We start from the raw sequence: 12,473 nt of genomic DNA, 5'->3' as shown, positions 1-12,473 counted from the left end.
TCTCATTTCGATCTACAGCCCCCTTGCTTTAAGGGCTTCCAGAATCAAGCGATGGGTCGCTGAGGACAGTTGCTCGTGCTGCTCCAAAGACACGTGGAAAATCTTCGTCAATACATCGTCATCAAGATAAAGCGATACCCGTTTCCGTTTTACTGACGCACGAGCCGTTGTCTTGGGCGCCTTGGACTCCGATCCTCGCTTGTTTTCAAGGCTGGCCGGCATTCGGATCTTCGAAGAATCTGGCTCCGAAAAACCGGTTTCCGCCTGTGCCGAACCAGAACCAGCGGGCATGAGAGCTTCGAGGTCTATATTTGTTGGCATGTAGGAAGTTGCTGCCTCCTCGACGTCCTTCGCTTTTTCTTCCCCTGCTTGGGTAACGGCGAGAATGTTGCCGGCCGACGTTCTTTCCTTTGACATCGTTAAACCCCCTCCGCCTGCAGCAGACCGATGAACTCGTTGTTGATCCTTTTCACGAGATCGATTGCATCGAGCACGCTTTCCGACGCCCGCCGTTTGGCTGACGGCGTCAACGCCGGGTTGTTCACAATGCCTGCGAGTTTCGAGTATAGGGAACCGTAACCGGCCCCCACGTCGCTGAAATGATTGCTCTTACGGACGACCGTTTCGACCACGGGTATCCGGCCGCTCGCCAAGATCGCGTGAACCTCGGGAAGCGATCGATTGTGCTTGAGGGCAATCATGTCCACGTAGTTCCAGATCGCCGCGTAAGGGATCGGCCCGCGATCCCGCTTCCGACCTATTTCCGTCAATATGGTAGCCACCTTGATGGCCGACGTGGCTGCCGTTGGCTCTGGAATCACTGGAATAAGGATGGCATCGCACTCGTGGTAGACTTCGATCGCGCGCTGATGCACGTACCCACCGACATCGTAGATCCGGATTGCCGCCTCGGGCGCGTTGTCGAGCCGCTCACGAAACCTGTCTCGAGGCGCCACGCGCAGATGCAACAATGACCCGTCCGTCGGCAATAGGCCCCGCTTCATGGAGACATTGTACCAGCGCGTCGACGATTCCTGTTCGTCGCAATCGATCAGCAGCGTCTTGTGGCCTTGCTGTGCAAACTCCGCAGCGAGATTGACGTTCAGGGTCGACTTCCCGGCCCCGCCCTTGAAGGTCGATATGGCGAGAGAGAGGGGTTTGACTGTCATGACATTTCTCACCCATTTTGCCGACGTCTGGATCGCGATCGCTTGCGCGCCCGTAAGCGGAAGATCTGAACCCAGCCTGGCAGTTGTCTTTGCTCCCATCTCATACGAGGGAACACGATCCTTCACCGGCCACGAAGCTTTGCCCGTGCCTCCTCCTGTTGCCGGGCTGCGATAAGCCCCTCATTAAGCCGCATCGTTTCGAGCGTTCGTGCTGCCTCGGAAACCGGATCCCTCCCCGGCCAGAATCGAAGAATTGGCAAAACGAGCAGCAGGAACGATGTGATTGTCCCGGCCCTAAACCAAGCAGATTCAGCATAGAGGTCGGTGGCCCATTGCCAGACGCTCCCGGCCGTTTCCGGCGGCAAAAAGGCATACGAAAACGTCAACACGATCCAGTAGCCGACAAAGGCCGTAACCAAGATGCATGCCATCGACACCAGGAGGAAGCACGCGATCTGGAGCAGCAACCAGGCGGCGCGGACTGGAAACGTGAAGGCCATGAGAGCTTTTTTATAGATCGACATCTTCCCGTCTCAACACGCAAAATGAGCCTGTGACCAAGCTTGCCTCAAACTTCAAGGCCGCTCAATACTTGCACTGCAGTACAATTTCGTGCATATTCGAAAAAGTCAACAGGCAACGGATGCGAACATGAAGAATGACCCATGGCGGGCTTCTCGCCATCTTATTTTCGGCCATATCGGTTCCCTGGTCGCCCTGCCTGAGAAAAGCTGGGTCGACGCGACCACAAAATTTGTCCGCCACTACCAGCATGCAAGGCTAGCCGAAGTCCAGGGCGGCCTTTCAATCGAGCCGCTCGAATATGCAGACTTTGTGGCAACCCGCTCCATCGTCTCGCTTGCGGCGATGACTGTGACCATCTCAGACGTGCAGCAATTCACCGGAAACGCATTCCCCTGTCACGAGCTCGGGCGGACCCGCGGCCGGTTGATGGTGTCATATGCTGAATGCGTTTTCATGGATAGAGATACCGCACGGTCTCTCTCGGAAGTGCTGATCAGCAAGGGCGTGGCCTTCGTCTTCGGTGACAGTGCCGGCCAGCCCGTCTTCCCGGTTTATTCGCAGGTGGAAGACGCCGCACGGGCGACCAAAGCCGAAATCGGGGCCAGTCTCAGTTTTCTCCAGCCCTACGGTGAGCGTTACCGCGCCAATCCGACAAGGCATTGATGCGGATCGGAGCCTTGATGTTTATGTCCACAATCGCAGCTTCCGGCCTCTACACAGGTATTGTCATCCTCCCGACGCTTGCCAGTAACGAATTGCGGCAAGTGCACGCGCCTTCTCCACCAGTTGTTCGCGTTCAGGCGGCGCAAGATAGCTCTCCTGGGACGAGGGACGCGGCGCAGCCACCATCTTCCGCGTTCGTGCCGTTTCCGAGCCACGCGCAGTTCGAGACCGGCGATAGCTGGATCTCCGGCAGCAAGCGGTATCGCCTTTATGGTTTGCAGGCATGCCTGCGCGGAACCACCGTCACCCCGTCTGCAGGGGCTTCGCGCGACTGCGGGGAACTGAACGTGATCATGATGCAGGCTCTGATTAGAGACACAAAACCTGTTTGCACCAACATTCAAATGATTGACCAGAGCAATGTGGTGGTCGCATGCCAGACGACGGCGGGCGCGCATCGCTATGATCTCGCGACCTATATTATAGCGCAAGGATGGGGATTTGCCGCTGTCGATAGCACCGGCCAACTCATTGTTCCTGGCTACAGGATCGCTGAGGAAAGCGCCCGTGCTGCCCGCGCGGGGCTCTGGGCCTATCCCGACATGCCGCACCCTGTTTCGGTGCTGGTGCAACAAGCCGGGGTGTCACGATGAAGGTTATCACGATCTCGATGATTTTACTCGCTCTCGCTCCAACGGGGTCGCTGGGGCAGGCTCCTCCCTCCGGCGTTCCGCGTCAGATATTTGGCAAGGTACAGGTTATCGACGGCACTACGTTCGAATTCATCAAGAGCCGTCAACTCGTGCGGCTGGCCGGCTTTGAAGCCCCTCGTCTCAAGCAGGTGGCGACGAGCGACGGCATAACATGGCCGGCTGGGGAGGTCACGCGCGCGTGGATGATCCTGCGAACCCTTGGCCAGGACGTCAATTGCGCGCCAATCGGTCGCGATACCAACAACAATCTGATCGCCCATTGCTTTGTAGGCGAGACGAACCTCGCGGAGACGGCGATTGCGGAAGGGATCGGCTACGCGTTCAACTATCCCAACGAGCCTCAGATCCCCGCTTATTTCGACATTGAGAGAAGAGCGAGAGGGCTTGGCCTCGGCATCTGGTCCTCGGCAGATTTATCTCCTCCCTGGCTCAACAATGTATCGCAGGTGCCCGTTGAGCAGTCCGACGGCCAGGCGCAGGCCTCCGAAGCGCACCGTCCCCTACCCTTGTCCGTCATTCCCAACAGCGCCTTGTCCCTCACGCGAGTGAATGGAGGTTAAATGAAAAGCCCTTTCCAGACTTCGGCTATTATTCTGATCTTGCTTTCAGTTCTTCCGTATGCAGCCCGCGCGCAGGACGGCGCCACCAAAGCACAAATCGAACGACGGGATCCGGACTTTTGCGGGGCAGGCGGCGCTGGCTGCGATCCGGCGGACGTGCAGCAATGGAAAGCGGTCGGCAACAAGCTGGCAGACCTGTCTTCGGCCGACCTTAGCCAATACGCCTATGCCTGCGCCAAGCATCGTGAATGGAAATCGGATTGCGAAACAAATCCCATAGCGATCCTGAAACGCCTTGGCATCGAAGGCTATTGAAATTGCCGATGACGAAACTCGACCATGGATGGCTTGCGAGCGCCGGTATCGTGTTCGTTGTTGGATCGGCAGGTGGTTACACGGTCGGCCACCTGCAACGGACTGACAGGACAGCAGAGCTTGAGCAGGAGATCGTGCGGCTCGAAAAGGAGTTCGGACAGAAACAATGGGCGTTTGAATTCCCGAGCGACACGGAGGCAAGCGCCGCGATCGCCAAATCCGGTCGTTCGATCCGGATTTCGGAATGCCGGCCCCGGCAGGCGGTGCCCGGTGTCACCTGTACCGGCGTCATCACCACCACAAGCGGCTCATTTGCGGGGGTGACCCAGCCCGGCACCCTGTCGTTTGCAAAAATCGACGGCGCCTGGGTGCAAATGCAGTAGACCAATCAAAGGAGACCGGCTGTGAAAATGGTCATGTTCTTGGCCACAGGTTTGATGGGCTCACTTTCGGCGATGTCTGCAAAAGCACAGGACGCGGACTGGGGTTGCCAAGTTCTCCTATGTGCCGCATCGAAAAACCCGTCCTGGCACGGTGTCCCCTATTGCGTTCCACCGATGCGAAAGCTCATCGACGCAATGTCCAGACCCGGCTTTTCCTGGCCCATCTGCCAAGAAGCAAAAGCGGGAAAGCCTGGCCATGAGGATTACGAGGATTGCCCTTCTGGAACCACAGTAGGCTATTCGTCACGAGGCGGCGACATCAGTTCGCGGAGTGAACCTGACCAGTGCATCGAGACCGTCAATATTTGCCGGCCGTTGGGCCAGCGTAACGGCAGTACGAGGTCAGGGGGCTTGACGATCAATCGGAATTTGGGTGGGGAGGGCGACAGCTGCATCAAGCAAATTGCAACTCCCCGCCCCCGCCGCGCGGATCCCTACTATTTTGATATTCCAAACGACGAAGGCGTGAAAGAGAGGTTCTGGTTCAACTTGAACCACTAGCAGCTGCCGGAAAGCATCTCGCGACCACGCGATCACGAGTCGGTCCCGGCGGTTTTCTGTTTCTTGCGGCGGGCTTTCCAGACCGCTATCCGAGGGAGGTCATCTTCAGTGATCTTAAGCAAATCCTCGATGAGGACATTCCACTCTCGCTGCATCTTGTCGAGCGTCGAGAGCTTGACGTCTCGCATCGCCCGCGTGACCTGCGAAATGTATGCCTCGTGCACCCCGAGTTGCACAGCCAACTCACGGTTCGTCACCTTGCGTTCCGCCTTCAGCCGTTCGAGGCCAATGGCAAGCCTCTCCTGGAATGACAGAGAATCGAGTGTCGAAACATCGACGGCCTCGACCGGAGGCTGGTGTTTTACACGAGGCATCGACTGCCATTCCCAGTCGGGACCGGGTGCAGTCTAAGACCGACCCATACGCCGACCAAGTGACGACAAGGTGGGCCATGACGGCGCATCAAAAATGTCCCTGGAACCGGTTTGCTCATCCATCACCCGATGTCGACTGCAATTATCTCTGCCTAAGTGTAATCTGCTTGTCGTTCATATTTCAAACAAGGCAGTTCACAAACTCATTACGCTTCCCTACACCTCTCCGATCTACCGATGCAAGTGATACTGGCCGATCATCCGGATCCGAGGAAGGTCTGCATCAATTCGTTGCATAAGCCCTGGCTGCGGAAACGATCCGCTGGATTTTACGCTCATCGGAAATCTGGAGTCTCGAGAGATGTTCGATTTTGGCCGTGGAAGTCGTTCTCGTGATACGCGGGCAAAATACCGCACCTGGTCGGCTCCTCCGAACTGCGGTTCTGCTTGAATTCAGAAACTAATTGCGATCCGACCTGTTTTCGGGCTCCGTCTCATCTTCCCCCAACGGATCGCGTGCCGCGTCCGCGAACTCTCGTAGCCACGCTCTCGAACTTGTCTCGGTCAGCCTGCCTGAAAGGGTGTCAATCAGGAGATCGACATCCGCATTCAACTCTTCTGGCTCAACCCAATTTTCGCCCGCCTGCTGGAAGACGACGTCATTCAAGGCCTGGAGATCGTCGCCAAATGCTTCTCTCACTTCCTGGCGCCGGAGAATGGGGGAAGCAGATAAGCGATCGGGCGCCCCGCCTGCGGATGCGGATAAGCCGTCCTGATGCTTGCGCGCGCTCGTCGAAGGTCCGAAATAGACGCTCTGGCCAAGCTTTTCTTCATCGATATCGAGATCAATGTTATCTGTAAATTTGGCGCGGGCGTCTTTGGTCTCGACACTCACATCTTCGCCCCCAGCCGCATAATGCGCGGGTTTACGCCGCGGCTGCTGATCGCCTGCATCTTCTTCTGCCACTCCAGATTCGCGCTTCTCATCGAGGTCCAGCCGGCGACGCAGTTCATCGAGGGAAGAAATATAAACGTGACGAACGCCTTCTTTGACGATGAAGCTCAAATCTTGTGGCTTTCGGGCGCGCTTGATCGCAGCAAGATTGAGATCAGCTCCAAGTTCGACGGCACTCGTCCTATCACGCGGCGTGACAGCACTCACCGGCGGCGCGCGAGGACCCAGGCGGTCACTGTCAGCGATCGTCCACTCAACGGGCTTCAGGCAAGGCCTGGTCACCGGCTTGAACCGTCGCACTTTAGCAAACATCCGCTCGCCGCCATCCAGTTTCATGACGCGCATCACCGGCATGCCGGTCACTTGGAGGATCGCCTCTTCCGGCTTCATCATCATCAGCGTGTTCACAGGAAGGAGATCGACTGACACCGGTACCTTGGAGATCGACCGCTGCCTGCGGCCATGGCGATAAGAATAGGACGACTGTTCGACCCATTCGGTGGTTTTCCCGGCTGCGAGCGAGACGGCCAGCGCATCGTCCTGATTTTGAAAATTCATGAAGACCTTGATCGTCGATGCTCCCATCAGGATCTTCTGTCCGGACCGCTGGTACAATCTTTCAAGCTGGGCCCCGTCCTGGAGAATGAAGACGAAACGAACGCCATTCTTGCGGATCAGCGGTGCCAGCGTCAGCACCGTGTCAATGCGGCCGCCGTTGCCAAACTCGTCAAGCATCATCATGACTTCGTGTTCGCCATTGGGGAGCGGACCCATCTGGACCAGCTTGTCGGCCATTTGCTGGATGAACATTGAGATCAGCCGTTCATAGATCTGCATCGCGTTCCAGTCCGCCTGGATGTAGATGACCATTTTGCGGCGGCGGATCCGATCGATCGGGATCGTGGTGATCGAGGTCAGCGCCTCTACCAGGGGGTTTTGCAGGAAGTTCAGTTTGGCGACGATTTCTGCGGCAATCCCTTCTCCAAGCTTCTCATGACGACCGGCAAATTTGGTCAGTTGCATGCGGGTCTGGTCAGACAGGATCGTTTCATAATTTTCAAGCAACTGGACGATCGCCTTGCGCTCGTCGGACATCGAGTTGAGAATGCGGTAAAGTTCGCTGAGCGACTTGCGGGTATCCGGGCATTCGAGCACGAAACCAAGCGTGGCCGTCAGCAGGATCCTCGCGCTCTCTTCCCAGAAGTCGGACGAATCCGAGCGCAGCCGCTCCGGCAGCAGCATCTGGGTCAATTTCTGCAGGTCGGTGATCCGCTGGTGGGGATCCTGACTGATCAGGTCGAGCGGATTGTAACCGTCGGTAAATTTCGATCCCGGCGCCAGCAGAAAAGTCTCAAAACCCTTGGCCTTCAGGTAACCGGAGGTCTCGTTGTACAGTTCACCGCTCATGTCGAGCACGATCTGAGAGCCTTCGAAACTCATCATCGAGGGGATAACGAAACCCCGCGACTTCCCCTGGCCGGGCGAACCGATCAGCATCACGTGCTGGTCTCCGTCATTGCGCAGAAGAAGCCCCTGTTTCAGCCCAAGTACGATCCCGCGCTTGTCGCGCAGGCGAAAGTCCGCCGCGTCCCTGAGCGTCGCGAGACGGGCCTTGCCCATGATCATCCGTTGACGCTTCTGGATCGTCACTCCGATCGGAAAACCGACAAGCCCGGCGGCTGCGCCAAGACCGGCAAGCGTCGCAACCACGGTCTGTCGTAAGGGTTTTTGATAGACGCCATCGACGTCGGTCGCCCCGAACGGTGCCTGGTACATTGCAGCGAGATGGCTGCCATAGTAGCTGGCGATTTGCGCATGTTCACCAGCGCGGGTGACGACGAGGTAAAATGCAAGTCCATAAACAGCGACGGCGGCATAAGCAGCGGCGAAGATGAGAAACGTTGAGGCGGTCAGGCTGAACATCGACCGGACATGCAGGAGGTAGAGGATCTTGCGCGACAGCGCCCTTCCGCCCTTTAGCATCCAGAGGCACAGCAGGAAGAACAGGAATGGTGAGGCAAGTGCGAATGCCAGAAGCGACAGTCCGGCAGTGTTGCGGGTATGGATAATCGACCAGGTATAACGAACGGCCTCAGCAAAGCGCACTTGGGCTACATAATCGAAATACGACGGTGATCCGAAAGAAACGACATAGGCGTCGTAGATCAAGGTGAAGAAGACAAGCCAAATCACGACGGCGCCCGAGAGCGCGACGGGCAGTGTCAGGAAGGACAGTTTCTGCAAGCTCGTCCATTTCGGGCGATCAATCTCTCCGTCCGTGTACACGCTGGCCATGTTCGTCAACCTCATCGGCAAAATAGATCTCGCTGACGCCGCGCCCGCCGGCGGCATCGCTCTTTTTTAACTGGACAACGATCGGGATGATCGAGCGGATATAGCGGATGATGTCGTCACGCTCCATGCGGACATTGCTGTTGAGAACCAGCGTCGACAGCCGGTTGAAAGCATGGTGCGGCGAGTTGGCATGGATTGTTGACATAGAGCCCGGGTGACCGGTGTTGATGGCGTTCAGAAAATCGAACGCCTCGTCGCCACGCAGCTCGCCCATGAAGATGCGGTCGGGCCGCAGGCGAAGGGCCGTGGCCAGAAGGTCACTCATCGTCACCCGCGCCTCGCCTTGCCCCCCCTTCGAGACCACCAACGAAACAACGTTTTCCTGGCTTGGCTCGAGCTCGGCCGTATCCTGCATGAGGACGAAGCGCTCGTGGTTCGGGATCGCCGTCAGCATCGTGTTAAGGAAAGTCGTCTTTCCAGTGGACGTGCCACCGGAGATCAGCATGCTTCGATGGTTGGCGGCCGCCAGTTCCAGGAAATCTCGTACCTTTCCTTCCCGCAACAGTCGCGAGAGTTCGACATCGACATCATCGAGATAATCGTCTCCGGTTACCTTCGTGAAGCGGAAGGCGCCCGCCTTCTCATAGTCGTCGAGGTCGAACCGTCGGATGAACTGCTTGCGGATCGAGAATGCGTGGCCGGTCGCAGAGGTCGGACTCAGGACAAACTGGACGCGCTCGCCACCCGTCAGCGTGGCCGACAGAAGCGGGTTTTCGGCATTGACCGTCTGCTTGGTGAAGGAGGCGGCGCGAGACGCCATGTGTCGGATCACGTCCTGTTCGAGGCCCTCGATCTCGTGGCGCACCATTCGAAGCTGGCCGATCTTCTCCAGCCAGATTTCATTGCTACGCTGGCACGAAATTTCCACGACAGCAGGGTCGTCGAGGAAAACCCGTATGGGTTCGAGCGCCTCGGTAAGAAAGTGCTGTTCGGCAGAGATCTGGGGGCGCGCGTTCATTTCCCGTATCTCACCTTGCGAAGGCGCTCGAACTCTTCGCGCACCGGGTCGGGATAGAGACCCGCGAAATCGAGATCCCGCGTCACGAAAACGTTGATATCCGAACCTTGAGGAATGTGGATGGTCGGACGAATGTTGCGGGAATCCTCGAACGCCGTTGCTGCCATTTGCTGGATACCCGAGGCGATGGTCTCCGCGGCAATCGAGCGGACGCGGTCCTGGGATGACTCTCCGTTGTCCTGAGGTATGCGGGTGACACTGCCATTCTCGTTGATGATGGTAATGTCGCGATCCTGCCTCTGACCAAGCTGCGCAATGTACTGAGTCGCGCCGCCGATCAGCGTCATCAGCGCCGGGGGTCCGAACCGCTCCCAGTTCTTCCGATCAACGACGCCGGTCATACCAGAGCGGCCAAGACGGTCCGTGCCATAGGAGCCCAGCTGCACCGAGACCCCGTCGCCGCGGATCATTCGTGTCCAGACAATTAGGATGCGCTCCTGTCCCCTTTGGACACCGGATTTGTAATCGCCGATCAGTGACGAGCCAGCCGGAATCAGAATTCGGCGGCCATCGAAGGAATAGACATCCTCCCGCACAATCCCCTTCACCATGCCGGCGAGATCGGAATTGATAGCTGTCTCGAGCGTCCCTCGGATCATCGTCCCCTGTGGTATCCAGGCATCCGTGCGGCGGTTCTCGGTTGCGGCCGACACCTCCACACCCTGTGCACTCATCGACTTCAGGAAGGCACGATCGCTATCGACTGCATCTCCGCTCGTAGCGCCTGATTGACCCGGGTTGCTGTTCGCACCCAACATATTCGCTGATGCATCGGACGACGTCGTCCTTCTGGTCTGGTCCGACTGATCGAATACCATTGCAGACGAGCGGACGCGTTCAAGCAGCTTGGCCTTTCGCTCCAGCTCAATGCATTTGGGGTCGTCCGGATTTTTGCCTCGGGTGCAATCGACCTCGGCAGGCGGCGCGACAGGCGCGGCAACGGGAACGCGCGGGACCGGTAGCGGTGGCGGCGGTGGTGGCGCTTCCGGAACCTCGACAGTGGGCAACGGCGGCGGTGATGGAATCCTGAAGCCTTCGTTCCTCGGTGTCTGCACCGGCCGGAACTCCTCACGGGGCGTCGCGTCGATTGTCGGTTCTTCTTCCCCACCCGCCAGAAGGAAGTAGAGAACAACACCAACGCCAGCAATAGCGACAATAACTGCGAACGGCCGCATCAAGCCTATGCCACTGCGCCTCACCTGCCCGCCAATGGACGTATCGGTGTCTATCGAACGGTAGTTGGGGTCCGACATGGCGCGCCTCCTATCTTGATTGCGATTGCTGGTGGGATGTTCCGGTGCCAATTCGCTTCGGCGATACCGCTCCTTCAATCGGCGCGGGGATATCGGCAGGAGCTGTGCGGACATTGAAAAGGCAGGTCTCGCTCTCGGTACCGAAACGCAGCGTCCACTGCCTTGAGACCTTGTCGATGACGATGTAATCGGCCTCGCGGCGGTAGTTCACGAGGCTCTCGCGGCGTCTTCCGTCGACAATGAAGATCGCCGGGATGTCGCCGGTGAATTTCATGAAGGTCTTCAGCCCGTCGTCAAAAACCCAGAGCGGTTTGGCTCCATCGCTTCCCTTGAAGCCGTAGTCGTAATTGACCTTGTCACGGCGGATGTTCTTGATGTTAGGATTGCGTTGGGCTGCCTCAGCCTGCTTCCAGAGTTCTGCCGTGCCCTTGAGGCCGGCGTCCTCCGGATAGGTGAACCGCAGCTTGAACGTCTGGTTCTGCATGGCTTTGGTGTCGTTGACACGCAGGTCGAAGGAGTAGGTTCGCCGAGTCGTGACGACGGACAGATTGGTGACCGCATCCTTCTCCATCGGCTTCAGGGTCAGGGAGCGTCGATCAGCCGAGGTGAGGATCTGCCAGGAGATTGTGTCACCGGCTACGACCTGGGTTATTTCCTCATCGGCTCCGAAGAGGATTGTCGTCACAAGTCCATAGGTGCCTGTCACGAGGAACACCTGCTCGGCCGAATAAGGAAGCGATCGTATTCTCGGATCGAGGCGTCCTGGCCTCGCAACGAGTTCGGCATGTAAGGCCGACGGCCACAGCAGCATGAAAAGAGAAACAAAAACCGTCTGCCTCATCATGGCGTAATCCCTGAGGGCATGGTCTCGGGGACTTTCGCATATTCGGTCACGACAAAACCGAGTGGATTGTAGAGGCGGACGCGGTTGCTGGCGGGCAGGTTGATCTGCCGGTAGCGTATGGTCGCCGACCAACGCGTAACGACGTCACCACCGCGACGCCGTTCACGTGTCTCGAAACGAATAGACATGGTCGATGGATTGAGCGGATTGACCGAGAGGATCTCCGGCCGGATTTCGCCGGTCGCACCAAGCAACTTGACGGGGCCTCGGGGATTGGAGGGGTTCATCCAATCCTCGTAGTCCTTGAAGGCCTGCGAGCCCGGTTCCGACCACAGCGCAATCATGTCGAAATTGTCGGAAAGATAACGGGGATCGTAGGTTTCACGTCGGATGACGTAATTGCCGGCGAAGGCGGCGCGGACGGCCTGGTTTTCCGAGACCGTCGCACGGTCTTTATCGAGTGTGGTCACCGTTTCCATATAGCCGGTGTTCCGGTCAACGATCAGAGGTACAACCTCGGTGCGCACCAGCGGAAAGAGCTGCGCCACTGAGAACGACAGAACGCCAGCAACAGTCCAGCCGGCCAAGGCAAACAGCAGAAGGATGAAACCGATCAAGGTGCGGAGAGAGCGGTTCTTCTCACCCCATGAAAGGTGCTGATCGTAGAGATCCTCCGGACCGGCCATCTGGTCGACCGGCTCTGATCGCAATTGTCTTCTGAACAATGTCAAGTTCTGTCCCCAAAATCATGATCGTCGTTAATGTTGCGGCCCGCTTGAAGAACG

General features: G+C 57.8%; 15 protein-coding genes. 6 read left to right on the top strand and 9 right to left on the bottom strand.

Features of this window, described 5'->3' with window-relative positions:
• Window positions 1-12: 12 nt before the first annotated feature.
• The 3 genes from BLU28_RS23730 to BLU28_RS23720 form a co-directional block, all read right to left on the bottom strand.
• Complete coding sequence (locus BLU28_RS23730; RefSeq protein ID WP_077985987.1) at window positions 13-417, bottom strand: hypothetical protein; 405 nt, start codon at window positions 415-417, stop codon at window positions 13-15.
• 2 nt (window positions 418-419) lie between these two features.
• Window positions 420-1,169 carry a ParA family protein gene (locus tag BLU28_RS23725; RefSeq protein ID WP_077986052.1) on the bottom strand — a complete coding sequence of 250 codons (750 nt, stop codon included), beginning with the start codon at window positions 1,167-1,169 and terminating at the stop codon, window positions 420-422.
• A gap of 122 nt (window positions 1,170-1,291) precedes the next feature.
• Complete coding sequence (locus BLU28_RS23720; protein ID WP_077985988.1) at window positions 1,292-1,693, bottom strand: hypothetical protein; 402 nt, start codon at window positions 1,691-1,693, stop codon at window positions 1,292-1,294.
• 127 nt (window positions 1,694-1,820) lie between these two features.
• Here BLU28_RS23720 and BLU28_RS23715 point away from each other — a divergent pair, with 127 nt between their 5' ends.
• Genes BLU28_RS23715 through BLU28_RS26905 form a run of 6 tightly spaced genes read left to right on the top strand, consistent with a single transcriptional unit; the run spans window position 1,821 to window position 4,889 of the window.
• Complete coding sequence (locus BLU28_RS23715; RefSeq protein ID WP_077985989.1) at window positions 1,821-2,357, top strand: hypothetical protein; 537 nt, start codon at window positions 1,821-1,823, stop codon at window positions 2,355-2,357.
• A 17-nt stretch (window positions 2,358-2,374) separates the two neighbouring features.
• A complete protein-coding gene (locus tag BLU28_RS23710; protein WP_077986053.1) occupies window positions 2,375-3,010 on the top strand; it encodes a nuclease in 636 nt (211 codons plus the stop codon).
• Complete coding sequence (locus BLU28_RS23705; protein ID WP_077985990.1) at window positions 3,007-3,630, top strand: thermonuclease family protein; 624 nt, start codon at window positions 3,007-3,009, stop codon at window positions 3,628-3,630. Before BLU28_RS23710 ends, BLU28_RS23705 begins: the two co-directional genes overlap by 4 nt.
• Window positions 3,631-3,945 (top strand): hypothetical protein, encoded by a 315-nt coding sequence (locus tag BLU28_RS23700; RefSeq protein WP_077985991.1) that lies wholly within the window; start codon window positions 3,631-3,633, stop codon window positions 3,943-3,945. It abuts the gene before it with no gap.
• Window positions 3,946-3,953: 8 nt separating this feature from the next.
• Window positions 3,954-4,328 carry a hypothetical protein gene (locus BLU28_RS23695; RefSeq protein ID WP_077985992.1) on the top strand — a complete coding sequence of 125 codons (375 nt, stop codon included), beginning with the start codon at window positions 3,954-3,956 and terminating at the stop codon, window positions 4,326-4,328.
• A 27-nt stretch (window positions 4,329-4,355) separates the two neighbouring features.
• Window positions 4,356-4,889, top strand: a complete 534-nt coding sequence (locus tag BLU28_RS26905; protein WP_077985993.1) for a hypothetical protein — start codon at window positions 4,356-4,358, stop codon at window positions 4,887-4,889.
• 32 nt (window positions 4,890-4,921) lie between these two features.
• Here BLU28_RS26905 and BLU28_RS23685 read toward each other — a convergent pair whose 3' ends face one another.
• The 6 genes from BLU28_RS23685 to BLU28_RS23660 all read right to left on the bottom strand — a co-directional run bounded on the left by BLU28_RS23685 (window position 4,922) and on the right by BLU28_RS23660 (window position 12,419).
• Window positions 4,922-5,263: a helix-turn-helix domain-containing protein gene (locus tag BLU28_RS23685; RefSeq protein WP_077985994.1), complete on the bottom strand. Its 342-nt coding sequence runs from the start codon at window positions 5,261-5,263 to the stop codon at window positions 4,922-4,924.
• Between the two features lie 460 nt (window positions 5,264-5,723).
• Window positions 5,724-8,513, bottom strand: a complete 2,790-nt coding sequence (locus BLU28_RS23680; RefSeq protein WP_077985995.1) for a type IV secretory system conjugative DNA transfer family protein — start codon at window positions 8,511-8,513, stop codon at window positions 5,724-5,726.
• The gene (gene virB11, locus BLU28_RS23675; protein ID WP_077985996.1) at window positions 8,482-9,531 is read right to left on the bottom strand and encodes a P-type DNA transfer ATPase VirB11; all 1,050 of its coding nucleotides are present in this window, start codon (window positions 9,529-9,531) and stop codon (window positions 8,482-8,484) included. The genes BLU28_RS23680 and virB11 overlap by 32 nt, the downstream gene beginning before the upstream one ends.
• Window positions 9,528-10,844: a type IV secretion system protein VirB10 gene (virB10, locus tag BLU28_RS23670; RefSeq protein ID WP_077985998.1), complete on the bottom strand. Its 1,317-nt coding sequence runs from the start codon at window positions 10,842-10,844 to the stop codon at window positions 9,528-9,530. Before virB10 ends, virB11 begins: the two co-directional genes overlap by 4 nt.
• A 10-nt stretch (window positions 10,845-10,854) precedes the next feature.
• Complete coding sequence (locus BLU28_RS23665) at window positions 10,855-11,688, bottom strand: TrbG/VirB9 family P-type conjugative transfer protein (RefSeq protein WP_077985999.1); 834 nt, start codon at window positions 11,686-11,688, stop codon at window positions 10,855-10,857.
• Window positions 11,685-12,419 carry a VirB8 family type IV secretion system protein gene (locus tag BLU28_RS23660; protein ID WP_077986000.1) on the bottom strand — a complete coding sequence of 245 codons (735 nt, stop codon included), beginning with the start codon at window positions 12,417-12,419 and terminating at the stop codon, window positions 11,685-11,687. Before BLU28_RS23660 ends, BLU28_RS23665 begins: the two co-directional genes overlap by 4 nt.
• Between the last annotated feature and the right edge of the window lie 54 nt (window positions 12,420-12,473).

Source organism: Agrobacterium pusense (assembly GCF_900102105.1).
Classification (GTDB): domain Bacteria; phylum Pseudomonadota; class Alphaproteobacteria; order Rhizobiales; family Rhizobiaceae; genus Agrobacterium; species Agrobacterium pusense.
Note: the sequence above shows the minus strand (reverse complement) of the source record. Positions and strands in the feature narration are given on the sequence as shown.

What these genes read in the sequence shown, in the direction of transcription:
- virB10 (WP_077985998.1), bottom strand. Translation starts at nt 10,844, where the DNA reads ATGTCGGACCCCAACTACCGTTCGATAGACACCGATACGTCCATTGGC.
- BLU28_RS23705 (WP_077985990.1), top strand. Translation starts at nt 3,007, where the DNA reads ATGAAGGTTATCACGATCTCGATGATTTTACTCGCTCTCGCTCCAACG.
- BLU28_RS23680 (WP_077985995.1), bottom strand. Translation starts at nt 8,513, where the DNA reads ATGGCCAGCGTGTACACGGACGGAGAGATTGATCGCCCGAAATGGACG.
- BLU28_RS23710 (WP_077986053.1), top strand. Translation starts at nt 2,375, where the DNA reads ATGTTTATGTCCACAATCGCAGCTTCCGGCCTCTACACAGGTATTGTC.
- BLU28_RS23665 (WP_077985999.1), bottom strand. Translation starts at nt 11,688, where the DNA reads ATGATGAGGCAGACGGTTTTTGTTTCTCTTTTCATGCTGCTGTGGCCG.
- BLU28_RS23720 (WP_077985988.1), bottom strand. Translation starts at nt 1,693, where the DNA reads ATGTCGATCTATAAAAAAGCTCTCATGGCCTTCACGTTTCCAGTCCGC.
- BLU28_RS26905 (WP_077985993.1), top strand. Translation starts at nt 4,356, where the DNA reads ATGGTCATGTTCTTGGCCACAGGTTTGATGGGCTCACTTTCGGCGATG.
- BLU28_RS23695 (WP_077985992.1), top strand. Translation starts at nt 3,954, where the DNA reads ATGACGAAACTCGACCATGGATGGCTTGCGAGCGCCGGTATCGTGTTC.
- BLU28_RS23725 (WP_077986052.1), bottom strand. Translation starts at nt 1,169, where the DNA reads ATGACAGTCAAACCCCTCTCTCTCGCCATATCGACCTTCAAGGGCGGG.
- BLU28_RS23715 (WP_077985989.1), top strand. Translation starts at nt 1,821, where the DNA reads ATGAAGAATGACCCATGGCGGGCTTCTCGCCATCTTATTTTCGGCCAT.
- BLU28_RS23685 (WP_077985994.1), bottom strand. Translation starts at nt 5,263, where the DNA reads ATGCCTCGTGTAAAACACCAGCCTCCGGTCGAGGCCGTCGATGTTTCG.
- BLU28_RS23700 (WP_077985991.1), top strand. Translation starts at nt 3,631, where the DNA reads ATGAAAAGCCCTTTCCAGACTTCGGCTATTATTCTGATCTTGCTTTCA.
- virB11 (WP_077985996.1), bottom strand. Translation starts at nt 9,531, where the DNA reads ATGAACGCGCGCCCCCAGATCTCTGCCGAACAGCACTTTCTTACCGAG.
- BLU28_RS23730 (WP_077985987.1), bottom strand. Translation starts at nt 417, where the DNA reads ATGTCAAAGGAAAGAACGTCGGCCGGCAACATTCTCGCCGTTACCCAA.